The organism is Streptomyces justiciae (assembly GCF_015163075.1).
Taxonomy (GTDB): domain Bacteria; phylum Actinomycetota; class Actinomycetes; order Streptomycetales; family Streptomycetaceae; genus Streptomyces; species Streptomyces justiciae.
The window spans coordinates 147,088-170,464 of record NZ_JADDXU010000009.1; the positions used below are offsets into that span (position 1 = coordinate 147,088).

The 23,377-nt window shown below is 69.8% G+C and carries 22 protein-coding genes and 1 pseudogene; 9 read left to right on the forward strand and 14 right to left on the reverse strand.

Going from position 1 to position 23,377, the window contains the following annotated elements:
• Nucleotides 1-33: 33 nt before the first annotated feature.
• Nucleotides 34-777 carry a SigE family RNA polymerase sigma factor gene (locus IQ210_RS25075; RefSeq protein ID WP_194081363.1) on the reverse strand — a complete coding sequence of 248 codons (744 nt, stop codon included), beginning with the start codon at nt 775-777 and terminating at the stop codon, nt 34-36.
• 244 nt (nt 778-1,021) lie between these two features.
• Here IQ210_RS25075 and afsQ1 point away from each other — a divergent pair, with 244 nt between their 5' ends.
• The 5 genes from afsQ1 (at nt 1,022) to IQ210_RS25100 (ending at nt 4,845) form a co-directional block, all read left to right on the forward strand.
• Entirely contained in the window at nt 1,022-1,699 is a 678-nt protein-coding gene (gene afsQ1, locus IQ210_RS25080; RefSeq protein ID WP_013001223.1) for a two-component system response regulator AfsQ1, read from the forward strand.
• Nucleotides 1,696-3,246, forward strand: coding sequence for a sensor histidine kinase (locus IQ210_RS25085; RefSeq protein ID WP_194081364.1), 1,551 nt, complete (start codon nt 1,696-1,698; stop codon nt 3,244-3,246). Before afsQ1 ends, IQ210_RS25085 begins: the two co-directional genes overlap by 4 nt.
• Nucleotides 3,243-3,893 (forward strand): hypothetical protein, encoded by a 651-nt coding sequence (locus IQ210_RS25090; protein ID WP_228048306.1) that lies wholly within the window; start codon nt 3,243-3,245, stop codon nt 3,891-3,893. Before IQ210_RS25085 ends, IQ210_RS25090 begins: the two co-directional genes overlap by 4 nt.
• A 104-nt stretch (nt 3,894-3,997) precedes the next feature.
• Nucleotides 3,998-4,534, forward strand: coding sequence for a VanZ family protein (locus tag IQ210_RS25095; protein ID WP_194081365.1), 537 nt, complete (start codon nt 3,998-4,000; stop codon nt 4,532-4,534).
• Nucleotides 4,535-4,635: 101 nt separating this feature from the next.
• Entirely contained in the window at nt 4,636-4,845 is a 210-nt protein-coding gene (locus IQ210_RS25100) for a PspC domain-containing protein (protein ID WP_194081366.1), read from the forward strand.
• 76 nt (nt 4,846-4,921) lie between these two features.
• On the opposite strand, the gene IQ210_RS25105 is transcribed toward IQ210_RS25100, so the two are convergent.
• Both IQ210_RS25105 and IQ210_RS25110 read right to left on the reverse strand, forming a co-directional pair.
• Nucleotides 4,922-5,281: an ATP-binding protein gene (locus tag IQ210_RS25105; protein WP_194081367.1), complete on the reverse strand. Its 360-nt coding sequence runs from the start codon at nt 5,279-5,281 to the stop codon at nt 4,922-4,924.
• Nucleotides 5,282-5,422: 141 nt separating this feature from the next.
• Nucleotides 5,423-6,586 carry an adenosine deaminase gene (locus IQ210_RS25110; RefSeq protein ID WP_194081368.1) on the reverse strand — a complete coding sequence of 388 codons (1,164 nt, stop codon included), beginning with the start codon at nt 6,584-6,586 and terminating at the stop codon, nt 5,423-5,425.
• Between the two features lie 113 nt (nt 6,587-6,699).
• Here IQ210_RS25110 and IQ210_RS25115 point away from each other — a divergent pair, with 113 nt between their 5' ends.
• The gene (locus IQ210_RS25115; RefSeq protein ID WP_194081369.1) at nt 6,700-7,461 is read left to right on the forward strand and encodes a prolyl oligopeptidase family serine peptidase; all 762 of its coding nucleotides are present in this window, start codon (nt 6,700-6,702) and stop codon (nt 7,459-7,461) included.
• 69 nt (nt 7,462-7,530) lie between these two features.
• Here IQ210_RS25115 and IQ210_RS25120 read toward each other — a convergent pair whose 3' ends face one another.
• Entirely contained in the window at nt 7,531-8,493 is a 963-nt protein-coding gene (locus IQ210_RS25120; RefSeq protein WP_194081370.1) for a LysR family transcriptional regulator, read from the reverse strand.
• A 63-nt stretch (nt 8,494-8,556) separates the two neighbouring features.
• On the opposite strand from IQ210_RS25120, the gene IQ210_RS25125 reads away from it, so the two are divergent.
• Nucleotides 8,557-9,825 carry an MFS transporter gene (locus IQ210_RS25125; protein WP_194081371.1) on the forward strand — a complete coding sequence of 423 codons (1,269 nt, stop codon included), beginning with the start codon at nt 8,557-8,559 and terminating at the stop codon, nt 9,823-9,825.
• 405 nt (nt 9,826-10,230) lie between these two features.
• Entirely contained in the window at nt 10,231-11,253 is a 1,023-nt protein-coding gene (locus IQ210_RS25130) for a sigma-70 family RNA polymerase sigma factor (RefSeq protein ID WP_194081372.1), read from the forward strand.
• 30 nt (nt 11,254-11,283) lie between these two features.
• Here IQ210_RS25130 and IQ210_RS48265 read toward each other — a convergent pair.
• A pseudogene (locus tag IQ210_RS48265) lies at nt 11,284-11,652 on the reverse strand (hypothetical protein); the annotation flags it as partial.
• A 51-nt stretch (nt 11,653-11,703) separates the two neighbouring features.
• Between IQ210_RS48265 and IQ210_RS25140 the strand changes: the two are divergent.
• Nucleotides 11,704-12,624, forward strand: coding sequence for an AEC family transporter (locus IQ210_RS25140; protein WP_194081373.1), 921 nt, complete (start codon nt 11,704-11,706; stop codon nt 12,622-12,624).
• 1 nt (nt 12,625) lies between these two features.
• On the opposite strand, the gene IQ210_RS25145 is transcribed toward IQ210_RS25140, so the two are convergent.
• The 9 genes from IQ210_RS25145 to IQ210_RS25185 all read right to left on the reverse strand — a co-directional run bounded on the left by IQ210_RS25145 (nt 12,626) and on the right by IQ210_RS25185 (nt 23,049).
• Nucleotides 12,626-13,114 (reverse strand): Uma2 family endonuclease, encoded by a 489-nt coding sequence (locus tag IQ210_RS25145; RefSeq protein WP_194081576.1) that lies wholly within the window; start codon nt 13,112-13,114, stop codon nt 12,626-12,628.
• A 78-nt stretch (nt 13,115-13,192) separates the two neighbouring features.
• Nucleotides 13,193-14,476: a thymidine phosphorylase gene (locus IQ210_RS25150; RefSeq protein ID WP_194081374.1), complete on the reverse strand. Its 1,284-nt coding sequence runs from the start codon at nt 14,474-14,476 to the stop codon at nt 13,193-13,195.
• A gap of 77 nt (nt 14,477-14,553) precedes the next feature.
• Nucleotides 14,554-14,958, reverse strand: coding sequence for a cytidine deaminase (locus IQ210_RS25155; protein ID WP_194081375.1), 405 nt, complete (start codon nt 14,956-14,958; stop codon nt 14,554-14,556).
• Complete coding sequence (locus IQ210_RS25160; protein ID WP_194081376.1) at nt 14,955-16,217, reverse strand: ABC transporter permease; 1,263 nt, start codon at nt 16,215-16,217, stop codon at nt 14,955-14,957. The genes IQ210_RS25155 and IQ210_RS25160 overlap by 4 nt, the downstream gene beginning before the upstream one ends.
• Complete coding sequence (locus tag IQ210_RS25165) at nt 16,217-17,338, reverse strand: ABC transporter permease (RefSeq protein WP_194081377.1); 1,122 nt, start codon at nt 17,336-17,338, stop codon at nt 16,217-16,219. The genes IQ210_RS25160 and IQ210_RS25165 overlap by 1 nt, the downstream gene beginning before the upstream one ends.
• Entirely contained in the window at nt 17,335-19,005 is a 1,671-nt protein-coding gene (locus IQ210_RS25170) for an ABC transporter ATP-binding protein (RefSeq protein ID WP_194081577.1), read from the reverse strand. The genes IQ210_RS25165 and IQ210_RS25170 overlap by 4 nt, the downstream gene beginning before the upstream one ends.
• Before the next feature lie 214 nt (nt 19,006-19,219).
• Nucleotides 19,220-20,266 (reverse strand): BMP family lipoprotein, encoded by a 1,047-nt coding sequence (locus IQ210_RS25175; protein WP_194081378.1) that lies wholly within the window; start codon nt 20,264-20,266, stop codon nt 19,220-19,222.
• A gap of 221 nt (nt 20,267-20,487) precedes the next feature.
• Nucleotides 20,488-21,528: a BMP family lipoprotein gene (locus IQ210_RS25180; protein WP_256784107.1), complete on the reverse strand. Its 1,041-nt coding sequence runs from the start codon at nt 21,526-21,528 to the stop codon at nt 20,488-20,490.
• 300 nt (nt 21,529-21,828) lie between these two features.
• Nucleotides 21,829-23,049: a M20 family metallopeptidase gene (locus IQ210_RS25185; protein ID WP_194081379.1), complete on the reverse strand. Its 1,221-nt coding sequence runs from the start codon at nt 23,047-23,049 to the stop codon at nt 21,829-21,831.
• Between the last annotated feature and the right edge of the window lie 328 nt (nt 23,050-23,377).

A 23,377-nucleotide genomic window follows, 5' to 3' on the forward strand; every position in this document is an offset into this window, starting at 1 on the left:
TCCCCCGTAGCGGTGCCGCGCTCCCCCCAACCCTCAGGCGACAAGCTCCCCGAAGGCGTTCTCCTCGTCACGGCCGTGGCTGAGGACCTCGTCCTCGCGCAGCCGGCGGAGCGACCGCCAGATGCTCGACTTGACCGTGCCGACACTGATGTCGAGGATCTCCGCGATCTCCGGGTCGGTGCGGCCCTCGTAGTAACGAAGGACCAGCATCGTCCGCTGGAGTTCGGGCAGCCGGGCCAGCGCCTGCCACAGGACCGCGCGCAGTTCGGTGCCGCGCATCGCGTCCGTGTCGCCGGGCGTCTCCGGCAGTTCCTCGGTCGGGTACTCGTTCAGCTTGCGGCGGCGCCACGCGCTGATGTGCAGGTTCGTCATGGTGCGGCGGAGGTAGCCCCCGACCGCGGCCTTGTCACTGATCCGGTCCCAGGCCTTGTACGTCGAGAACAGCGCGCTCTGCAGCAGGTCCTCGGCCTCGAAGCGGTCCCCGGTGAGGTGGTAGGCGGTTGCGTACAGGGAGGCGCGGCGCTCCTGGACGTAGGCGGTGAACTCCGCCTCCGACAGCGAGCGGCGCTCCCCCGAGCCCTCCCCGTACGCTGCTCCCCCGTGCGTTTCCCCCGTGAAACCGTCAACCACCGTCATGTACGCGGTGTGCTGACGCCCGGTGCCGCGAGCGCACCCCCGCCCGCTCACGGCACCGGACTTCTCGGAACCCCGGCCCCCGTTCACGTCGTGCAGGCGCGTGATCACTGCGCTGGTGCTGTTGCTGTGCAGCGTGTTCATCTCGCGCCCCCCGTCGTGGACTTCCGGTGTTCGGCTTGCTCAGGCGGTGGAGTTCGTTGCCGCTTCCTTGCCTGTGCCGAAAAGCTTGCCCTCGCACCTTCATGGCCGTGTCCGCCGACTGTCACAGACCTGTCACAGGGGCTTGTCCCAGGAATCGCACAGGCCGATCACCGAGAGCAGCGGTATGTGCACGTACCCGTACAGGTGTCGAAACCCCACCCCACCATGGGCCAGAATGAGCCCCGTGCCTTCCCTGTTGCTGATCGAGGACGACGACGCCATCCGTACGGCCCTGGAGCTGTCTCTGACGCGCCAGGGTCACCGGGTTGCCACCGCTGCCACCGGCGAGGACGGCCTGAAGCTGCTGCGTGAGCAGCGGCCGGACCTGATCGTGCTGGATGTCATGCTGCCCGGCATCGACGGGTTCGAGGTGTGCCGGCGCATCCGGCGCACGGACCAGTTGCCGATCATTCTGCTGACCGCGCGCAGCGACGACATCGACGTCGTCGTGGGCCTCGAGTCCGGTGCCGACGACTACGTCGTCAAACCCGTGCAGGGGCGGGTGCTCGACGCCCGTATCCGTGCCGTGCTGCGGCGCGGCGAGCGCGAGGCGAACGACGCGGCGACCTTCGGCAGTCTGGTCATCGACCGGGCCGCCATGACCGTCACCAAGAACGGCGAGGATCTCCAGCTCACGCCGACCGAGCTGCGGCTCCTGCTGGAGCTGAGCCGGCGGCCCGGGCAGGCGCTGTCCCGGCAGCAACTCCTGCGCCTGGTCTGGGAGCACGACTACCTCGGTGACTCGCGGCTCGTCGACGCCTGTGTGCAGCGGCTGCGCGCCAAGGTCGAGGACGTGCCGTCCTCCCCGACGCTGATCCGTACGGTCCGTGGTGTCGGCTACCGGCTGGACACGCCTCAGTGACCCAAGCGCAAGGGGGGGTCCGCGGCTGGGCCGCGGCTCGCAAGGGACATCTGTCGCGGCTGCGTTTCACCAGTCTGCGGCTGCGGCTCGTCGTCGTCTTCGGTCTCGTCGCGCTCACCGCCGCCGTGTCGGCGTCCGGTATCGCGTACTGGCTCAACCGCGAGGCGGTGCTCACCCGCACCCAGGACGCGGTGCTGCGGGACTTCCAGCAGGAGATGCAGAACCGCGCGGGCCTGCTGCGGGCCCACCCCGAGCAGTACGAACTCCAGCGCACCGCCCGGGAGATGGCGACCAGCAGCCAGCGCTTCAGCGTGCTGCTCGTCGCGCAGGACTCCGGCGGCACGGACATCTCCGCCAACTCCGGTGCCCTGAACGGCTTCTCGCTCGAGGACGTGCCCAAGTCGCTGCGCACGGCGGTGGGCGAGGAACAGAAGGTCGACTCCAACAACAAGTACGCGTACCACCTGTACTGGCAGCGCGTGGTGGAGGACGGCACCCCGTATCTGGTGGCCGGTACGAAGGTCATCAACGGCGGCACCACCGGGTACATGCTGAAGTCCCTGGAGCCGGAGGCGAAGGACCTCAACTCCCTTGCCTGGTCGCTCGGGATCGCGACCGGTCTCGCCCTGATCGGCTCGGCGCTGCTGGCGCAGGCCGCCGCGACGACCGTGCTGAAGCCGGTGCACCGGCTCGGGGTCGCCGCCCGCCGGCTGGGCGAGGGCAAGCTGGACACTCGGCTCCGGGTGTCCGGGACCGACGAACTCGCCGATCTGTCACGGACGTTCAACGACGCGGCCGAGGCGCTGGAGAAGCGTGTCGACGACATGGCCGCGCGGGACGAGGCGTCCCGGCGGTTCGTGGCGGACATGAGCCATGAACTGCGCACGCCGCTCACCGCGATCACCGCGGTGACGGAGATCCTGGAGGAGGAGCTGGAGGCGGAGTCGGGTTCGATGGACCCGATGATCGAGCCCGCCGTACGGCTCGTCGTCAGCGAGACGCGCCGCCTCAACGACCTCGTCGAGAACCTCATGGAGGTCACCCGCTTCGACGCGGGCACCGCCCGCCTGGTCCTCGACGACGTCGACGTCGCCGACCAGATCACCGCCTGCATCGACGCGCGGGCCTGGCTGGACGCGGTGGACCTGGACGCCGAGCGCGGCATCCACGCCCGTCTCGACCCGCGCCGCCTGGACGTGATCCTGGCGAACCTGATCGGCAACGCCCTCAAGCACGGCGGCTCGCCGGTGCGGGTCGCGGTGCGCACCGCGGACGACTCGGTCGTCATCGAGGTGCGCGACCACGGGCCCGGCATCCCCGAGGACGTCCTGCCGCACGTCTTCGACCGCTTCTACAAGGCGAGCGCCTCCCGCCCCCGCTCCGAGGGCAGCGGACTCGGCCTCTCCATCGCCCTGGAGAACGCCCACATCCACGGCGGCGAGATCACCGCCGCCAACTCCCCCGAGGGCGGCGCGGTGTTCACGCTCCGGCTGCCCAGGGACGCGTCGGAGCTGGCGCAGGAGGGCGAGGAGAAGAAGAGCTCATGACGGTACGAGACCTCGGGGCCGTACGCGACCTCGTGCGCGTACGACGCCTCCTTGCGCTGCCGGTGGCGCTGCCCCTGCTGGCCGCGGTGCTCACCGGGTGCGGCATCCGGGCCACCGAGGTGCCGACCGACTTCGGTCCCGCGCCGTCCCGGGTGGCCTGCTCCGCCTCCTCGCCGGACATCTCGACGCAGTCCTCGCGCGGGCTGCCGGTGCAGGTGTTCCTGCTGTGCGGTTCGTCGCTGGTGGCCGTCGACCGGACGGTGAGCGTCGAGGACGGTACGACGGACTCGCGGCGCCGGGTCCAGGTCGCGCAGGAACTGCTCAACCAGCTCGCGGCGGCCCCGTCGTCCGGTGAGCAGGAGGCCGGGTACACCACCACGGTCCGCGACGGCATGACGGTGAGCGGGCCGCGCCCCGACGACCCCGACGACACCCTGAGGCTGAGCTTCCCGCCGGACGCGCTCACAGATTCGGCTCTCGCCCAGATCGTCTGCACGTTCTCCGACTCGGCGGCGGCCGAGGGCGACGGCTCGGTCATCCTCGGCGGCCCGGACAAGGCCCCCCTGCGCAGCTACGAGTGCACGGACGACGTCCGGGCCGCCCCGAACACCGAGAAGCCGCCGTCTTCGGAGGTCACGGGCGGCTGAGGGACGGGCGACCGGCGGCTGCCGTACCCCTGTGGCGCACGCCTCACGCAGGCGCGTGGGGGGATTCCGGAACCGATCGAGCCGGGGGTGGCGTCTAGGGGGGCGTGCAGCGTCAAGGCTTCATCGGCGGCAACGCCGCGATCCGTGTCCGTGCGGCAGGAGGTGTCCTCCTCGTCGCACACCTCGCGTTCGTCGCCTGGTTCACGCTGCGTCCCCTGGACGTCCCCTGGGTGATGCCGCCCAATCTGACGCCGTTCGCCGGCATCCGGGCCGACCTGGCCCTGGGTTGGCCCGAGGCGGCCCGGCGGATCGCCGAGGGCCTCGCCCTGCTGGCTCCGCTCGGTGTGCTGCTGCCCACGGTCCACGGCAGGCTGTGGACCTCGACGCTGGGCTCCCTGGTCCGTACGGCCGCCGCGGGCGCCCTGGTCTCCCTGGGCATCCTGCTGCTCCAGACCGGCGTGCCCGGCCGGGTCCCGGACGTGGACTCCCTGCTCCTGAACACGGCCGGCGTGGTCCTCGCCCATGCCGCCGTCGTCCCCGCGGCCCGCTCCCGGCTGCGCCGCGCCCGGACCGCCGTCCCCCAGGAGGAAGCGGCTCAGGGTCGGACCCCGACGTTTCCCAGGGTCGGGATCGCACCGTAGAGCGACGCTTTGCCCCCTTCGTCTCCGTAGCGTTGATGGCAGATGAGGCGACCGGACAAGCCGGTGGAGAAGCCTCCGCGACGCTCACGAAGGAGCAGATGATGAACCGCCTTGCCCGCCCCACCCACGGCCGGATGATCGGCGGAGTGTGCGCCGCGCTGGCTCGGCGCTTCGGCACCTCCGCGACCACGATGCGGGTGATCTTCCTGCTCTCGTGCCTCCTGCCCGGCCCGCAGTTCCTGCTCTACATCGCCCTGTGGATCCTGTTCCCGTCCGAGGGCAAGGCCGGCAAGACGCAGGCCGCCTGGTAACTCCCGCTCGCAGAAACGCCGATGGGGCGCACCCGGATCAAGGGGTGCGCCCCATCGGGGCGTTCGAGGGCGCCGCTCAGCCCAGCGGGAGCCCGTTCACCGGCAGGCCGTGCGTGGGCAGACCGGTCTGACCCACCGGCAGACCACCGAGGAGGCCGGCGACCGGGGCGGTCGGGCCGTCGGCGAGCACCTTCTGGGCGGCAGGCTGCACGGCGGACAGGCCCGCGGCGACCGCCGGCTGCGCCTGCGACAGGGCCTCACCGGCACCGGGCAGCGCCTGGGAGACGTTCTCCGCCGGGAGCGTCTTGGTGACGGTGTCCAGCGCCTGGGAGGCGTCCGGAACGGCCGGGGCGGCGTTCGCGGCGCCCGCGCCGGCGGCGGCGAAGGCGGCACCGAGGGCGGCGACACCGAGGGTCTTGGCAGCAGACTGCTTCATGAAATTGCGTCCTCGAAATGAGATGACGGTGGGTGTGAGCGGTCCACGACCGTAAACATGCCAGGCCACCCGCCGCAAACATCGAAATGCGGACGGATTGTGAATACCCGTCCGCATTCCGAATCGCGTTTCGGCCCCCGATCAGCCCTCTTCCCCGACAGAACCGCTGGTGGAGGCGGTCTGCTGGAACAGCCATTCGGACTTCAGCTCGGCATATCCGGGCTTGATGACGTCATTGATCATCGCCAGTCGTTCATCGAAAGGAATGAACGCTGATTTCATCGCATTGACGGAGAACCACTGCATGTCGTCGAGCGTGTAGCCGAATGCTCCGACCAGATGCTCGAATTCCCGGCTCATGCTCGTGCCGGACATCAGCCGGTTGTCGGTGTTCACCGTGGCCCGGAAATGCAGCCGCCGCAGCAGCCCGATCGGGTGCTCCGCATAGGAGGCGGCGGCGCCGGTCTGGAGGTTGGAGCTGGGGCACAGCTCCAGCGGGACGCGCTTGTCGCGGACGTAGGAGGCGAGCCGGCCGAGCTTGACGCTCCCGTCGTCCTGCACCTCGATGTCGTCGATGATCCGCACCCCGTGCCCGAGCCGGTCGGCGCCGCACCACTGCAACGCCTGCCAGATCGACGGCAGCCCGAAGGCCTCCCCGGCATGGATGGTGAAGTGGTTGTTCTCCCGCTTGAGGTACTCGAAGGCGTCGAGATGCCGGGTGGGCGGGAACCCGGCCTCCGCACCCGCGATGTCGAAGCCGACGACGCCCAAGTCGCGGTAACGGTTGGCGAGTTCGGCGATCTCCAGGGCACGGGCGGCATGCCGCATGGCGGTGAGGAGGGCGCCCACGCGGATGCGGTACCCGTCCTCGCGGGCCCGCCGCTCGCCTTCCCGGAAACCCTCGTTGACGGCCTCGACGACCTCTTCGAGGGTCAGCCCCTTCTCCAGGTGCTGCTCCGGCGCGTACCGCACCTCGGCGTAGACGACCCCGTCCGCGGCGAGGTCCTCGGCGCACTCGGCGGCGACCCGCACCAGCGCGTCCCGGGTCTGCATCACGCCGACGGTGTGCGAGAAGGTCTCCAAGTACCGTTCCAGCGAACCGGAGTCGGCGGCCTCGCGGAACCAGATGCCGAGCTTGTCGGCGTCGTGCTCGGGGAGTTGGGTGTACCCGGTCTCCCGGGCGAGCTCGACGATCGTGCCGGGACGCAGCCCGCCGTCGAGGTGATCGTGCAGCAGAACCTTGGGCGCCCGGCGGATCTGGTCCGAGCTCGGGGTCTTCCCCATCCGGTCAGTCTGGCTCGTCATTTCCGCACTCTAACTCCTACGCGCGTAGATCGCGCGCTGTACAACACCGCCGATACGTAACGGTGACCGCCCCGACAGGTGGCGTACACCGTTGCTTCTGACACTGTTCTGTCATGGCACAGCAATCGACGCCGGTTCGCACGGCCCGGCTGGGGCGGGCACCGGGGCCGGAACCGACGGCGGTGAGCGGCGTGGTGCTGCTGCTCCCCTCCGGCGAGGAGGTCTCCGAACGCAGACCGTCGCCCATGATGGCCAACGCCGCCGTCCGCGGCCTCGGCCGCCGACTGGCCCGCGCGGGCCGCGCGGACGGGCTGGCCACGCACGTCGTCCACTACCGCTATCGCGGCTGGAACGGCTCGGAGGCCCACCTCGCGCGCGACGCGGCATGGGCCGCGGACGAGGTCGTACGACGGTACGGCGACGTCTCCGTGTGCCTCGCCGGAGTCGGCATGGGCGGGCGGGCGGCGCTCCACGCGGGCGGGCACGAGGCCGTCAACTCCGTGGTGGCGCTGGCCCCTTGGCTGCCGGAGGAGGACGTGGCGGCGCCACCCGAACCGGTGAAGCAGCTCGCGGGGCGGCGGGTGCTGGTCGTGCACGGCACGCATGACGAACGTACCGACCCGGAGTTGTCGTTCCGCCTCGCGGCGCGGGCGAAGAAGGCGAACCGGGATGTGTGCCGGTTCGAAGTGCACGCCGACGGGCACGGGTTGCGGCAGTACCGGGAGGAAGTGCTGGCGCTGGCCGAGGACTTCGTGATGGGGGCGTTGTTCGGGAGGCCGTTGTCGCGGCCGGTGGAGGATGCGTTGGCTGCTCCGCCGCCGTTGGGGTTGCGGATGCCGTTGGCTTCTGGGTTCGGGCGGAGTTTGCGGCGGTAGGGCCATAGGGGTGGCGGCAGTTCGGCGGCTGCGGGTGCGTCGTGGCTGGTCGCGCAGTTCCCCGCGCCCCTAGGCGGGCAGCAGATTCCCCCTTCTTGAGAGGAGGAACTTCTTGAAGGCTGCCACTGGCGGAGTGTCCGGGTGGCCGTCGAGCCACGCGACGCCGATTTCCCGTGCCGCCCTCGGGGCTGTGACCGTCAGTTCGGCAACCCCCGGGCGCGCCACGGCCGGAGGAGGCAATAGCGCCACCCCCAAGCCCGCCGCCACCAACCCCCTCAGCGTTTCCGCTTCCTCGCCCTCGAAGGCCACCCTCGGGCGGAAGCCTGCCTCCTTGCACAGGTCGTCAGTGATTCTGCGCAGGCCGTAGCCCGGTTCCAGGGTCACGAAGGTCTCGTCGGCGGCCTCGGCGAGGCGGATGCGCTTGCGGGAGGCGAGAGGGTGGTCGGCCGGGACTACGAGGCGCAGCTTCTGCTCGTCGAGGCGGCGGGCTACGAGGTCGGGGGCGTCGGGGACCGGGGAGGTGAGGCAGAGGTCGAGTTCGCCCGCACGCAGGCGTTCGATCATCGCCTCGCCGTAGTTCTGGACGAGGCTGAAGCGGACGCGGGGATGGTCGGCGCGGAAGGCACGGATCAGGCCGGGGACGGTCTCGGAGCCCATGGTGTGGAGGAAACCGAAGGCAACCTTGCCGGTGGCCGGGTCGGCGTCGGCGCGTACCTCCTCGGCGGCGCGGTCGATCTCGGCGAGGGCGCGTTCGATGTGGGTGAGGAAGGCACGCCCTGACGGGGTGAGGGAGACCGTGCGGCCGATGCGGGCGAACAGGTCGACGCCCAGGTCCTGTTCGAGGCGGACCATCGCGCGGGAGAGCGTGGACTGGGGGACGTTCATCTCCAGGGCAGCCCGGGTGACGTGCTCGGTGCGGGCGACGCCGGCGAAGTAGGCGAGCCGCGGGGCCAGCAGCATCGACATCTCCGACGTGTCTTCTGTGTCACTGGACGGTGACAGGCGGGGCTGTGAGCTGGGTTGATGCACCATGGGAACGATTATGGCGAGTTCATGCATTGGACGCATCAACGCAGGTGGTCGTAGCTTCGAGTCATGCCTGCCAGTACCGAGGCGTCCACCACCCGCGTGGGCGCCGACCCCGTCGTTCCTGTCGTCGACTCCCGTATGTCCCCGGGCGACCCCGGTTACCGCCGGATGAGCTTCGCCCTCTTCCTCGCCGGTGTCGCGACCTTCGCTCTCCTCTATTCCACGCAGGCCCTTCTGCCGCTGATCTCCGACGAGTTCGGGGTGGCGGCGAGCGACGCGAGCTGGACGGTCGCGGCGGCGACGGGTGGACTGGCGCTGTTCGTGCTTCCCATGAGCGCGCTGTCCGAGCGGTTCGGACGGCGTACGGTCATGACGGCCTCGCTGGCCGTGGCGGTGACCGTCGGACTCCTCGTCCCCCTCGCGCCCTCGCTGCCGGCGCTGGTCGCGCTGCGGGCGGTGCAGGGTGCGGCGCTGGCGGGGCTGCCGGCCTCGGCCACCGCGTATCTGGCGGAGGAGGTCCGGCCCAAGGCGCTGATCACGGCCATCGGACTGTTCGTCGCGGGCAACAGTGTCGGCGGGATGAGTGGCCGGGTCATCACCGGCTGGGTGGCTCAGGAGTGGGGCTGGCGGGTCGCCCTCGGGGTGATCGGCGTGATCGCGGTCGGGTGCGCGGTGGCGTTCCGGCTGCTGCTGCCGGCGCCGAAGCACTTCGTCGCGGGGTCGCTGCGGCCTCGGGTGCTGGTGGGGACGGTCCGGGACCACCTGGCCAACCCGCTGCTGCGGCGGCTCTACGCGATCGGCGCGCTGTTCATGACCGTCTTCGGCGGCGTGTACACGGTGATCGGCTACCGGCTGACGGAGGCGCCGTTCGGGCTTCCGCAGGGTGTCATCGGGTCGATCTTCCTGATCTACCTGGTGGGCACGGTGTCGGCGTCGACGGCCGGTCGGCTGGTGGGGCGTCTGGGGCGTCGAGGTGCGCTGTACGCGGCCGGCGCGACCACCACGGCGGGCCTGGTCCTGTCCCTCGCCGACTCCCTCGTGCTGGTCCTGCTGGGGCTGGTGCTGATCACGGGCGGCTTCTTCGCGGGGCACGCGGTGGCGTCGTCGGCGGTGAGCAAGACGGCGACGGAGGGCCGCGCCCAGGCGTCCGCGCTGTACCAGTCGGCGTACTACATCGGCTCCAGCGCGGGCAGCACGGTCGGCGCGCTCGCCTTCCACGCGGGCGGCTGGGCCGGAACGGTGGGGGTCGGACTGCTGGCGGTACTGGGTGTCGTGACGATCACCCTCCTCGGAACGCGTGCGGCTCGGGTTCAGCAGCGGCTCCTGACTGCCTGAGCCGCACGTCCCGCTCCCCCTGTCTTCCCCCTGGTCGAGGTCGGTCGGCCAGGGGGATGGCTTTTCTCGCCCCCGCCGCCCCTACCCGTCCCATCCTCCAGGGGCTGCCGCCCCTTCGACCCCGCTCCCAGGGGGCGCTGCCCCCTGGACCCCCGCTCCTCAAACGCCGGAGGGCTGATCTACCAGCCCGTCCGGCGTTTGAGGACGAGGCCCGTTCAGGGCCGAAGCGGGGGTCTGGGGGCGCAGCCCCCAGGGATGGGACGGGTAGGGGCGGCGGGGGCGAAAGAAAGTCCTGACCTGCACGTTTGCTCACTCCGCACGCCATTGTCAGTGGCCTGCGATAGCTTCGAACGTGCTGGGCGCAAAGGCGCGACACAGAACGGCCACAGGGGTGGGTGGACGACGATGACGGACACGACTACGGCGGACCTCGACGTCAGGCTGGAGAAACACCGGGTCGAGCTGACCGGGTACTGCTATCGCATGCTCGGTTCCTCCTTCGAGGCCGAGGACGCGGTGCAGGACACGATGGTCCGGGCCTGGCGGAGCTACGAGAAGTTCGAGGGCCGGTCGAGTCTGCGCTCATGGCTGTACCGCATCGCGACGAACGTCTGCCTGGACATGCTGTCCGCGGGCAACAAACGCGCCCGACCCATGGACCTCACCGAGTCCACCCCCCTCGCCCAGGCCGCCCTCTCCCCCCGCCCGGACCATACCTGGCTGGAGCCGATGCCGGACGCCCGCATCCTGCCCACCGTCGAGGACCCCGCGGAGGCGGCCGTGGCCAAGGAATCCGTCCGGCTCGCCTTCATGGCCGCCCTGCAGCAACTCCCGCCGAAGCAGCGGGCGGTGCTGATCCTGCGCGAGGTCCTGGCATGGAAGGCCAGCGAGGTCGCCGAGCTGCTCGGCACCACCGTCGCGTCGGTGAACAGCGCCCTCCAGCGGGCCCGCGCGACCCTCGCCGAGAGCGACGGCAAGCAGGGCGCGGAAGCCGCCGTCTCCGACCCTCTGGACGCGGAGCAGCAGAAGCTCCTGGACCGCTATGTGGCGGCCTTCGAGGGCTACGACATGACGGCCCTGACGGCGTTGCTGCACGAGGACGCCATCATGACGATGCCGCCGTTCGACCTGTGGCTGACGGGCCACGACGACATCACCGGCTTCATGACGACGCTCGGCTCGGCCTGCGAGGGCTCGCGGCTGGTGCCGGTGCAGGTCAACGGTCTGCCGGGCTTCGCGCAGTACAAGCCGGACCCCGAGGAGGGCGGCTGGACCCCCTGGGCGGTGCAGGTGCTGGAGATCTCAGACGGCCGGCTCACCGGGTTCCACTTCTTCCTCGACACCCAGCGGTGGTTCCCGCTGTTCGGCCTCCCCCTCCATCTCGACGCTCTCGAAGCGGAGTCCGACCAGGTCGAGAAGGGCGTGTAGGGCCGGGTCGGGATCGCGCAGTCTGATCCGTCCCCCGGCCCGCCGGGCGGTGAGCTGGAGCCGCGCGAGCAGGTCCACGACGCCGAGCCCCGGCGGCCCCAGACCGCCGACGTCACAGATCACGACCCCCGCCCCGGTGGCCTCCAGCAGCGCCCGCACGTCGTCGCACAGCCCCGCCACCTCGTCCCGGGTGGCGGGGCGGGCGAGCACGAGTACGGCGGGTGTCATGGCAGCGTCCACGAGCGGTAGACCGGGCGGAAGGGCGGAACTCATCGCGAGGGCGTCCCCCAGGTCGGCCTCCCGGTCGGCGCCGCCGGGCCGTCGTGGCCGTGTCCGCCGACCGGGATCACATTGACCTGCGGCCCTTCTGCCCCGGAGGGTTAGGTGCATGCCCCACATATCGGCACCGCCCCTGATCTCGCACGCCCTTCTCACCTTTGAGGAGGCTCCGTGCAGGGAGTGCTGACGGGCTTCGCCGTGATCGCGGTCGTGATCGGCGTCGGCTATGTCATCGGCCTGCGCGGCTACTTGGGCGACCAGGGCCGTGAGGTGCTGACCAAGCTGGCCTTCCATGTCGCCTCCCCCGCCCTGCTGTTCACCACCCTGGCGAAGGCCGACCTGTCGGTGGTCTTCTCCAGCCGCCTGCTGGTGACCGCGCTCAGCACGGCAGCGGCGGCGGGCGTCTTCGTCGCGGTGGGCGTCGTACGGGGCTGGGGTGTGGGTCGTACGACGATCGGCGCGCTCTGCTCCAGCTACGTCAACTCCGGGAACCTGGGCATCCCGATCGCGGTGTACGTCCTCGGGGATGCCTCGCTGGTGGCTCCGGTGCTGCTGTTCCAGCTGGTCCTCGTCTCGCCGGTCGCGGTGACGGTCCTGGACCTGTCCGGTGACGGTGACAAGGGCCCGCTGTGGCGACGGCTGCTGACGCCGCTGCGCAACCCGATCGCCGTGGGGTCGCTCGCGGGCGTGCTGGCGGCGGCGACCGGTGTGCATGTCCCGAGTCCGGTGATGGACCCGCTGACCCTCATCGGCGGCATGTCCGTCCCGGCGGTCCTGCTCGCCTTCGGCATCTCCCTGTGCGGCTCCACGATGCCGGGCAAGGGCCCCGATCGCGTCCCGGTCCTGCTGTCGGTCGCCCTGAAGTCGTTCGGCCAGCCGGCCCTCGCCTGGGCGCTGGCGGCGGGAGTCTTCGGCCTGCGCGGGCATCAACTCCTCGACGTGGTGGTCACGTCGGCCCTCCCCGCCGCGCAGAACCTGTACACGTACGCGTCCCAGTACGGGGTCGGAGAGCGGCTGGCGCGGGACTCGATCCTGGTGTCGACGGTGTTGTCGGTGCCGGTGCTGGTGGTGGTGGCGGCGTTGCTGGGCTGACTCAGCGCTCGGGGAACTCACTGGTGTCGAGGGTGAGGTCGAAGGGCTGGGGCACTACGAGGTGGCTGCCGAACTTGCCTGCGCTGAGGAGTCGGTAGACACCTCGCCCGGGTTCGCCGTACAAGGTGACCGTGGGGCCACCTGGCGCCACAGCGTCGATGAGCAGATAGAGCGGGATGCCTGCCTCGGCGTAGCCCCTGGCTTTATGGATGCGGTCGTTGTCGGCGGTCGCCGTCGAGGTGACCTCCACCACGAGGTGAGCCTTACCGGCGGGCACGAGGGTGTCGTCCGCCCCACGCAACGCCCGTTCGGGCACCACAGCGAGGTCGGGGACGTAGAGCCCGAGCCGGGACGGCACGGCCAGGGTCAGTCGCTGGTAGACGCCCCAGGCCTCCGGGATCACCTCGTAGAGCCGTCGTTGCAGGGGCTCGACGGTGAGGTGGTGGGCCTGGGCCGAGTACGGCGTCACCGTGATGAGCCCCTCGATGATCTCGACCCTGCAGCCCTATGCCGAACGGGACCGGCGCCGAAACACCGATCCCGTTCACCCGAACGAGGAAACGCCAGGTCAGGCAATACGTTCCAGCACCACCGGCGAAGCCGTGAAGTCCGTACCCGTGGCCGCGATGTCGTACGAACCCTCGATCGCCTCCAGGGCGTACTCGAAGCGTTCCGGGGTGTCCGTGTGGAGGGTCAGGAGGGGCTGGCCCTCGGTGATCGTGTCGCCGGGCTTGGCGTGCATCTCGATGCCCGCGCCCGCCTGCACTGGGTCCTCCTTGCGGGCGCGGCCCGCGCCGAGGCGCCAGGCGGCGACGCCGATGTCGTACGCGTCGAGGCGGGTCAGGACGCCGGCGGCGCCCGCCTTGATGACGTGCTGCTCCTTGGCCACGGGCAGTTCGGCGTCCGGGTCGCCGCCCTGGGCCGCGATCATCCGGCGCCAGACGTCCATCGCGGAGCCGTCGGCGAGCGCCTTCGCCGGGTCGGCGTCGCGGACGCCGGCCGCGTCCAGCATCTCGCGCGCCAGGGCGATCGTCAGCTCGACGACGTCCGCCGGGCCGCCGCCCGCCAGGACCTCCACCGACTCGCGGACCTCGAGGGCGTTGCCCGCGGTCAGGCCGAGCGGCGTCGACATGTCCGTGAGGAGCGCGACCGTCTTCACGCCGTGGTCGGTGCCCAGGCCGACCATCGTCGACGCCAGCTCACGCGCGTCCTCGATGGTCTTCATGAAGGCACCCGAACCCACCTTCACGTCCAGGACCAGCGAACCCGTACCCTCCGCGATCTTCTTCGACATGATCGAGGAGGCGATCAGCGGGATGGCCTCGACCGTGCCGGTGACGTCCCGCAGGGCGTACAGCTTCTTGTCGGCGGGGGCGAGACCGTCGCCGGCGGCGCAGATCACCGCACCCGTCGTGTCCAGGACGTGCAGCATCTCCTCGTTGGAGAGCAGCGCGCGCCAGCCCGGGATCGACTCCAGCTTGTCCAGGGTGCCGCCGGTGTGACCGAGGCCGCGGCCAGAGAGCTGGGGCACGGCCGCGCCGCACGCCGCCACCAGGGGGGCCAGCGGGAGCGTGATCTTGTCGCCGACGCCGCCCGTGGAGTGCTTGTCCGCCGTCGGCAGGGACAGCGACGAGAAGTCCATGCGCTCGCCGGACGCGATCATCGCGGCGGTCCAGCGGGAGATCTCGCGGCGGTTCATGCCGTTGAGGAGGATGGCCATGTTCAGCGCGGCCATCTGGTAGTCGGCGACCTCGCCGCGGGTGTACGCGTCGATGACCCAGTCGATCTGCTCGTCGCTGAGCTCGCCACGGTCCCGCTTGGTGCGGATGACGGAGATGGCGTCCATGGCCATGTGGGGCTTCCTTCCGATGGTTCCAGGAAGTGCGCGGCCCCCCTGACCGATTCCGATCCAGAGGGGCCGCACGGGAGTTACTTCGAGGTGAGATGGTCCGGGCCGAAGGCCTGAGGCAGCATCTCCGAGAGCGGCAGGATGCCCGCCGGTGTCTCCAGCAGCAGGTCGGGGCCGCCGAACTCGTACAGCAGTTGTCGGCAGCGGCCGCAGGGGACGAGGACCTCGCCCCGGCCGTCGACGCAGGTGAAGTGCGTCAGGCGGCCGCCCCCGGTGCGCTGGAGCTCCGAGACCAGCCCGCACTCGGCGCACAGGCCGAGGCCGTAGCTGGCGTTCTCGACGTTGCAGCCGGAGACCGTGCGGCCGTCGTCGACGAGGGCCGCGACGCCGACCGGGTAGCCCGAGTAGGGGGCGTACGCGTGGCTCATCGCCTCGCGGGCCAGCTCCCTCAGGGGCTCCCAGTCGAAGTCGGCGGAGACGGTCACTTGCCTTGGCCCTTCCGGTACGGCAGTCCGTCCGCCTTCGGCATCCTCAGGCGCTGTGCGGACAGCGAAAGGACGAGGAGGGTGATGACGTACGGGCTGGCGGTCACGACCTGGTTCGGGACCTCGTTCGTGGTGGCGTACCAGACGAACATCAGGGCCGAGATCACGGCGGTGATGGCGGCGGGGACGTACTTCTTCTTCCAGATCAGGTAGATGGCGCCGGCCACCAGCAGGATCGCGATCAGCAGGAGGAGCGCGTGGACGTTGGTGGTGCCGCCGCGCAACTTGAGGCTGTCGGTGTAGCCGAACAGGCCCGCGCCGAGGGCGAGTCCGCCCGGCATCCAGTTGCCGAAGATCATCGCGGCGAGACCGATGTAACCGCGGCCGGCCGTCTGGCCGTCGAGGTACACGTTGGACGACACGATCGACAGGAAGGCACCGCCGAGGCCGGCGAAGCCGCCGGAGATGATCACGGCGATGTACTTGTACTTGTAGACGTTGACACCGAGGGACTCGGCCGCGATCGGGTTCTCGCCGCAGGAGCGCAGCCGCAGACCGAACGAGGTGCGCCACAGCACGTACCAGGTGGCGGGTACGAGGGCGACGGCGACGACGGTGAGCGGCGACAGGTCGGTGATCAGACCGCCGACGAGGCCGGCGATGTCGGAGATCAGGAACCAGTGCTTCTGGTTGAGGGTCTCCAGCCAGCTGGACAGTCCGGGCACGTCGAAGGTGCCGAGCGAGTCGATCGGCGGGGACTGCTTGGAGGAGCCCTGCGGGGCGTCCTCGAAGGTGAACTTCGACAGATAGCGGGTGGTGCCGAGGGCCAGGATGTTCAGGGCCACACCGGAGACGATGTGGTTGACGTTGAAGGTGACCGTGGCGATGGCGTGCAGTACGGCGCCGAGCGCGCCGCCGATGATGCCGACGACGACGCCGGTCCACGGGCCCCACTGGTAGCCGGCCCAGGCGCCGAACCAGGTGCCGAGGATCATCATGCCCTCGAGGCCGATGTTGACGACGCCCGCCCGCTCGGCCCACAGACCGCCGAGGCCGGCGAGGCCGATCGGGACGGCCGCGCGCAGGGCGGTGGACATCTGGCCGGTGGACGTGATGCCGTCCGCGTCGGTGATCAGTCGGACGGCCGAGGTCAGGATCAGCACGCCCGAGATGATCAGGAGGAGGACGGGCAGCGACATGCGGCGGCCGCCCTTGCCGGGCTGCTTCGCCGGCGCCTTGGCGATGGTCGCGGTGCTCATCAGACCGCCACCTCCTTCTTGGTGTTCTGGGCGGCGGCCGCGGCGAGTTCCTCACCGACGCGCTTCTGCTGCCGGCGCAGGCCCCAGGTGCGGACGACCTCGTAGGAGATGACGACCGCGAACACGATCAGGCCCTGCATGATCGTGGCGATCTCCTTCTCGTACGGCTCCGGGACCGCGTAGTCGAGCGCGGGGGACGCCTTGTCGAGGAAGGCCCACAGCAGGGCGGCGAGCGCGATGCCGCCGGGGTTGTTGCGGCCCAGCAGGGCGATGCCGATCGCGGTGAAGCCGAGACCGGCCGGGAAGCTGAGGCTGTACGTGTGGGCGTCGCCGAGGAGCAGCGGCAGGCCGGAGATGCCGGCGACGGCGCCGGAGATCAGCATCGCGGTGAGGACCATGCGCTTGGCGTTGACGCCGGAGGCCGCGGCGGCGGTCTCGGAGGCGCCGGTGGCGCGCAGGTCGAAGCCGAAGCGGGTGCGGTTGAGGACGAACCAGTAGCCGAGGCCCATGGCGGCGGCGAGGAAGACCAGGCCGTAGATCTCGCCGACATCGGAGCCGAGGTCGATGCCGGGGACCCAGCCGGACTCCTTCATCACACCGGTCGTGACGTTGTCGCCGAGCGGGACGCCCCAGTTGTCGGTGAGGGTGAGGTAGCCGATGACGCTGGTGGCGATCGAGTTCAGCATGATCGTCGCGACGACTTCGCTGACGCCCCGGGTGACCTTCAGGACGCCCGCGATACCGGCCCACATGGCGCCGGTGAGCGCGCCGACCAGGAGCAGCAGCGGCACCTGGAGGGCGGCCGGCAGGGCGACGTGGGCGCCGACGACGGCGGTCATCATGGCGCCGAGGCGGTACTGGCCGTCGACGCCGATGTTGAAGAGGTTCATGCGGAAGCCGAGGGCGACCGCGAGGGCGGCGATGTAGTACATCGACGCCTGGTTGATGATCAGGACCTGGACGTCGGAGTAGCCGGCCTGCTCGATCATCAGCCGGTAGGGCTCGATCGGGCTCTTGCCGGAGGCGATCAGCACGACCGAGGTCAGCAGGATCGCCGCGACGAGCGCCAGGGCCGGACCGGCCACGGCGAGGAGCAGGCGCTCCTTGTCGAACTTCTTCATCGGGCCTCGTCCTCCGGGGCGGATTCGGCGGCTGCTTCCTCGCCGTTTTCTACGTGCTCAAGGTGTCCGGTCGCGGCACCGGTCATCGCGGAGCCGAGCTCCTCCGGGGTGATCGTCGCCGGGTTGGCGTCGGCGACGAGCTTGCCGTCGTAGATCACCCGCAGGGTGTCCGACAGGCCGATGAGCTCGTCCAGGTCGGCGGAGATCAGCAGCACCGCCAGGCCCTCGCGGCGGGCCTCGCGGATGCGGTCCCAGATCTGGGCCTGCGCGCCGACGTCCACACCGCGCGTGGGGTGAGCGGCGATCAGGAACTTGGGGCTGTGGCTCATCTCGCGGCCGACGATCAGCTTCTGCTGGTTGCCGCCGGACAGGGAGGCGGCAGTGACGTCGATGCCGGGGGTGCGGACGTCGTACTCCTCGACGATCCGGCGGGTGTCGGCCTGGGCGCCCTTGGGGTTCAGCCAGACGCCCTTGGCGTTGGGGGCCTCGGTGACATGGCCGAGGATGCGGTTCTCCCAGAGCGGGGCCTCCAGGAGCAGGCCCTGGCGGTGGCGGTCCTCGGGGATGTAGCCGACGCCGGACTCGCGGCGCTTGCGGGTGGGCCAGGGGGTGATGTCCTCGCCGAGGAAGGCGATGGTGCCGGAGTCGGCGTTCTTGGTGCCGATCAGCGCGTCGATGAGCTCGGTCTGGCCGTTGCCCTCGACACCGGCGATGCCCATGACCTCGCCGGCGTGGATGGTGAAGGTGACGTCGTCGAGGACCTTCTTGACCTCGCCGCCCTCGGCGGCCAGGCCGACGCCGCCGGCCGGTTCGGCCTCGACGCCCAGGGAGGCGCCGCCGCTGGCGTAGACGGTGAGGCCTTTCACCTCGATGACGGCCCGGTCGGTGACGGTCGACTCGGCGGTCTCCGGGGTGGGCAGCTCGCTGCCGACCATCATCTCGGCGAGCTGACGCGGGGTGGTCTCGGAGGGGACGGCCGTGCCCACGGTCGTACCGCGCCGGATGACGGTGATGTCGTCGGCGACGGACAGCACCTCGCCCAGCTTGTGGGAGATGAAGATGACCGACAGGCCCTCGGACTTGAGCTCGCGCAGGTTGTCGAAGAGCGCGTCGACCTCCTGCGGCACGAGGACGGCGGTGGGCTCGTCGAGGATGAGGGTGCTGGCGCCGCGGTAGAGGACCTTGAGGATCTCCACGCGCTGGCGCTCGGCGACACCGAGGTCCTCGACGAGGACGTCGGGGCGCACGTTGAGCCCGTAGCGGTCGGAGATCTCCTTGATCTTCTTACGGGCGCCGCCGCCGATGCCGTACAGCTTCTCGCTGCCCAGGACCACGTTCTCCAGGACGGTGAGGTTGTCGGCGAGCATGAAGTGCTGGTGGACCATGCCGATGCCGCGGGCGATGGCGTCGGCGGGGCTGCCGAACGTCACCTGCGCGCCGGCGACCGCGATGGTGCCCTCGTCCGGCTTCTGCATGCCGTAGAGGATCTTCATCAGGGTCGACTTGCCGGCGCCGTTCTCGCCGACGAGGGCGTGGACGGTGCCCTTGCGTACCGTCAGGTGGATGTCGTGGTTGGCGACGACACCCGGGAACCGCTTGGTGATCCCCGCCAGCTCGACCGCGATCGTCGAGTGATCGGTGAGCGGAGGGCTGCTGGTCGCGTCGATGGCGCACTCTCCTTGTGGAAGGGGCCACTCTACGCGCGTAGCGCCCCTGCTTTAAATAGTGCCCGGACCTGATCGTTCATTTTCGGCCAACGATCCGTTCCGAGCATTCTGCCGCGCGAACGGGGCGCGAAGAGCATCGTCTCCGCACCCCGTTCCGTGGCCGTAACGCTGCCATTACAGCGCTTATTTGGCCAAGGCCTGTGACCGGGTGAGGTCAGGAGGTCTTCACCTTGATGGAGCCGTCCTTGATGCCCGCGGTGGCCTTCTCGATCGCGGCCTGGGTGTCCTTGTTGTCCGCGAAGACCGGGTTGGAGTTCGACAGGCTCACGCCGCCGTTGGACAGGCTGCCGCGGATGACACCGGTCTCCGGCTTGCCGTCCTTGACCGACTTGGCCAGGTCGTAGACCGCGCCCTCGACGTTCTTCATGGCGGAGGTCAGGATCGAGTCCTTGTACGCCTTCAGCGCGTCCTGCTTGTACTGGTCGGAGTCGACGCCGATCGCCCACACCTTGTTGGCGTTGGCGGCCTTGATGACGCCCTGGCCGGACAGACCGGCGGCGGCGTAGACGACGTCCGCCTTGTCGTCGATCTGGCCCTCGGCGGCGGCCTCACCCTTGTCCGGGCTGGAGAAGCCCCCCTCGGCGGCGGTCTCGGTCAGGTACTGCGACTTGACCGTGACACCCTTCTTGGTGTCCGCGACGCCCTGCTTGAAGCCGGCCTCGAACTTGTGGATCAGCGGCACGTCCACACCGCCGATGAAGCCGACCACGTTGGACTTGGTGGTCTTGGCGGCGGCGACGCCGGCCAGGTAGGAGGCCTGCTCCTCGGAGAAGACGAGGTCCGCGACGTTGTCGGCCTTGGTCTGCTCGTCGTCGACGATGCCGAAGGTGGTCTTCGGGTACTTCTGCGCGGCCGCCTTGACGGCGGGCGCGTAGGCGTAGCCGACGCCGATGACCGGGTTGTAGCCCTGCTTGGCCAGGGTCTCCAGGCGCTGGACCTTGTCCGCCTCGGACTCGCCGTCCTGCGGCTCGACGGCGGTGGACTTGTAACCGAACTCCTTGTCGGCCTTCTCCATGCCGGCGGTCGCGGCGTCGTTGAAGGACTGGTCGCCCTTGCCGCCGACGTCGTACGCCAGGGCGAGGCCCAGGTTCTTGCTGTCGCTGTTCGACGACTCGCTGGACGAGCTGCCGCACGCGGACGCGGTCAGGGCGAGGGCTGCGGTTGCAACGCCTGCAACCGTGATACGGGACACCCGGCGCATGGAACGAGACTCCTTTGTGCAAGCGCCCAAACCAGGCGCTGGTTCCGCCGCAGCGTAACGCGCGTAGACCAGACGGAAAACCCCTTCTGTCCGGTCCGTTATCGAGCTGTGGCCACAGATGCAACACAGACTACGGACAGCAGTACGCCCCTTGCGGGAGGCAAGGGGCGTATGAGCTGCAACGGCGCCCGGGCGGGCGTATCCGAGGGTCCTGAAGGGGCTCAGTCAGTCGTCTTGACCGTGACCTTGCCGTCGATGATGTCCTGCTTGGCCTTGTCGACCGCGGCGACGACGTCCGTCATGGCCTTGTACTTCGGGTTGGAGTCGGCGAAGCCGACGCCGCCGGACTTCAGGTCGCCGCGCTGGACGCCGGTGAGGGGCTTGCCCTCGTAGACGGACTTGGCGAGGTTGTAGACCGCGCCGCCGACGTTCTTCAGGGCCGAGCCGAGGATGTAGTCCTTGTACGCCTTCAGCGCGTCCTGGTTGTACTGGTCGGAGTCGACGCCGATGGCCCACACCTTCTTGGCGGCGGCCTCGGAGATCACGCCCTGACCGGAGAGGCCGGCGGCGTGGTAGATGACGTCGGCGCCCTTCTCGATCTGGCCGCTGGCCGCCTCCTTACCCTTGTCGGGGCTGGAGAAGCCGCCCTCGGCCGGGGTCTCGGTCAGGTACTGCGACTCGATCTTGATCTTCGGGTCGACGGACTGGACGCCCTGCTTGAAGCCCGCACCGAACTTGTGGATCAGCGGGATGTCCACACCGCCGATGAAGCCGACGTGCTTGGCCTTGGAGGCCTTGGCGGCGGCGACACCCGCGAGGTAGGAGGCCTGCTCCTCGGAGAAGACCATGTCGGCGACGTTGTTGGCCTTGACCGTCTCGTCGTCGATGATGCCGAAGGTCGTGTTCGGGTACTTCTTGGCGACCTCGTTGATGGCGGTCGCGTAGATGTAGCCGACGCCGATCACGGGGTTGTAGCCGGACTTGGCGAGCTGCTCCAGGCGCTGCACCTTGTCGGCCTCGGACTCGCCGTCCTGCGGCTCGATGTCCGTGCCGCCCATCTTGAGTTCCTTGTTGGCCTGCTCGAAGCCGGCGTAGGCGGCGTCGTTGAAGGACTGGTCGCCCTTGCCGCCGATGTCGTACGCGAGCCCGATGCCCTTGCCCGAGTACTTGCCGTCCGCCGAGGTGGACGCCTTGTCACTGTCGGCCTTGGTGCTGGACTCACCGCACCCGACGGCCGCGAGGGCGATGACCGAGACGGCCACCACTGCTTGGGAGAACCTGGTCCTCCGAGATATCCGACGCACAGCAAGCACCCCTTCATCCCCACGGCACCGTCGAACGGCCCCGCATCCCCAATGTGCCGCCAACGGTGGCGATTTCGGCGCACAGTAACGCGCGTAGAAGGGGAGGGGAACGGGGTTTCTCGTGGCCGTTATCGAACCGTGCCGACATCGGGTTACGTTCGCGAGAACCCGGTTACGCACGGGTGACACAAGGGGACGAAGGGGCACCAATGGTGGTGCCCCTTCACAAGATCTTCCCGGCTGCCCCGTGAGGCGCTCTCAGGAAACCGCGTCCAGCAGCGCGGCCGCGGTGAACATCTCCACGCCCACGGTGATGGCCGACTCGTCGGCGTCGAAGTCGCCCTGGTGGAGGTCGCGCACGGTCCGCTCACCGGGGGTGCGGACACCGAGGCGGGCCATGGCGCCCGGCACATGCTCCAGGTACCAGGAGAAGTCCTCGCCGCCGAGGCTCTGCTCGGTGCCCTCGACGGACTGCGCCCCGCGTCGCGCGGTCATGGCGTCCCGCAGCAGCTCGGTCACGTCCGGGTCATTGACGACGGGCGGGACACCGCGCACGTAGTTGATCTCGGACTTGGCGCGGTGCAGATTGGCGATCTCGTCGATCGCGGCGACGACGATGTCGGGCGCCTGCCGCCAGGCGTCCAGGTCCAGGCAGCGCACGGTTCCGGACAGCTCGGCGTGCTGCGGGATGACGTTCGGCGCGTGGCCGGATTCGATGCGTCCCCAGGTCATGGCCAGTCCGCTACGGCTGTCCACGCGCCGGGCGACCAGGGCCGGTACGTCGACGACGACGCGGGCGGCGGCGGTGACAAGGTCGGTGGTGAGGTGCGGCCGGGCGGTGTGGCCGCCGGGGCCGTCCAGGGAGACCTCCAGCCGGTCGCAGGCGGAGGTGATGGGGCCGGTGCGCAGGCCGATCCGCCCGGCGTCGACCCTCGGGTCGCAGTGCACGGCGATGATCTTCCCGACTCCGTCCAGCACACCGCACTCGATGGCGTCGGCGGCGCCGCCGGGGAGAACCTCCTCGGCGGGCTGGAAGAGCAGCCGGACGGGGCGGGGCAGCCGGCCCTGCCGGTGCAGGTCGGCGAGGACGAGTCCGGCGCCGAGCACCACCGTCGTGTGCACGTCGTGTCCGCACGCGTGCGCCCGGTCGGGCACGGTGGAGCGGTACGCGCACTCACTCTTCGTGTCCGGAATGGGCAGGGCGTCGATGTCGGCACGCAGCGCGAGCATCGGCTTGCGGCCGTCCCACTCACCGATGTCACAGATGAGCCCGGTGCCTACGGGGAGGACCCGGGGGTGCAGCCCGGCCTTCTCGAGCCGCGCCTTGATGGCCGCGGTCGTGCGGAACTCCTGGTTGCCGAGCTCGGGGTGCATGTGCAAGTCGCGTCGGAACGCGACGAGTTCGGCACGCAGGCTCTCGGGCAGCGTGCCGGGAAGCACGGCTTCCCCGACTGGTTCGGCCTCGGACTCTTGGGACATCAATTGCTTCACCCTCTGAAGGGTAGGACGCCCGGGTGGCCAACTGACCCTCGATCAACAAAAGTTCAACCCGTTAGGGGAAGAAAATCTGGCCGCTGGGCGCATACGTATCGGCTTGGATGGGTAAACTCGCCGGCTTTCCGGCCGGACGGATCTTGGCGATCCGCGTCGATCGACATCGATCCACGGAGAGTGACCCCTGGCTGACCGGCGGCTGACCTGCGACTGCCTTGATCGAAGGCTTTCCGGCCACATCCGTCACTCACCCACTCCTCCTGGGATACCACGTCGCGACGCCGCCCCGTCGCCCTTGTTCACCTGTCGGGAC

Excerpts from the sequence above, each read along its gene's own strand:
- IQ210_RS25150 (WP_194081374.1), bottom strand. The coding sequence starts at position 14,476 with ATGGCCATGGACGCCATCTCCGTCATCCGCACCAAGCGGGACCGTGGC.
- IQ210_RS25160 (WP_194081376.1), bottom strand. The coding sequence starts at position 16,217 with ATGAGCACCGCGACCATCGCCAAGGCGCCGGCGAAGCAGCCCGGCAAG.
- IQ210_RS25125 (WP_194081371.1), top strand. The coding sequence starts at position 8,557 with ATGCCTGCCAGTACCGAGGCGTCCACCACCCGCGTGGGCGCCGACCCC.
- IQ210_RS25165 (WP_194081377.1), bottom strand. The coding sequence starts at position 17,338 with ATGAAGAAGTTCGACAAGGAGCGCCTGCTCCTCGCCGTGGCCGGTCCG.
- IQ210_RS25130 (WP_194081372.1), top strand. The coding sequence starts at position 10,231 with ATGACGGACACGACTACGGCGGACCTCGACGTCAGGCTGGAGAAACAC.
- IQ210_RS25115 (WP_194081369.1), top strand. The coding sequence starts at position 6,700 with ATGGCACAGCAATCGACGCCGGTTCGCACGGCCCGGCTGGGGCGGGCA.
- IQ210_RS25110 (WP_194081368.1), bottom strand. The coding sequence starts at position 6,586 with ATGACGAGCCAGACTGACCGGATGGGGAAGACCCCGAGCTCGGACCAG.
- IQ210_RS25075 (WP_194081363.1), bottom strand. The coding sequence starts at position 777 with ATGAACACGCTGCACAGCAACAGCACCAGCGCAGTGATCACGCGCCTG.
- IQ210_RS25105 (WP_194081367.1), bottom strand. The coding sequence starts at position 5,281 with ATGAAGCAGTCTGCTGCCAAGACCCTCGGTGTCGCCGCCCTCGGTGCC.
- IQ210_RS25120 (WP_194081370.1), bottom strand. The coding sequence starts at position 8,493 with ATGGTGCATCAACCCAGCTCACAGCCCCGCCTGTCACCGTCCAGTGAC.
- IQ210_RS25100 (WP_194081366.1), top strand. The coding sequence starts at position 4,636 with ATGAACCGCCTTGCCCGCCCCACCCACGGCCGGATGATCGGCGGAGTG.
- IQ210_RS25185 (WP_194081379.1), bottom strand. The coding sequence starts at position 23,049 with ATGTCCCAAGAGTCCGAGGCCGAACCAGTCGGGGAAGCCGTGCTTCCC.
- IQ210_RS25175 (WP_194081378.1), bottom strand. The coding sequence starts at position 20,266 with ATGCGCCGGGTGTCCCGTATCACGGTTGCAGGCGTTGCAACCGCAGCC.
- IQ210_RS25090 (WP_228048306.1), top strand. The coding sequence starts at position 3,243 with ATGACGGTACGAGACCTCGGGGCCGTACGCGACCTCGTGCGCGTACGA.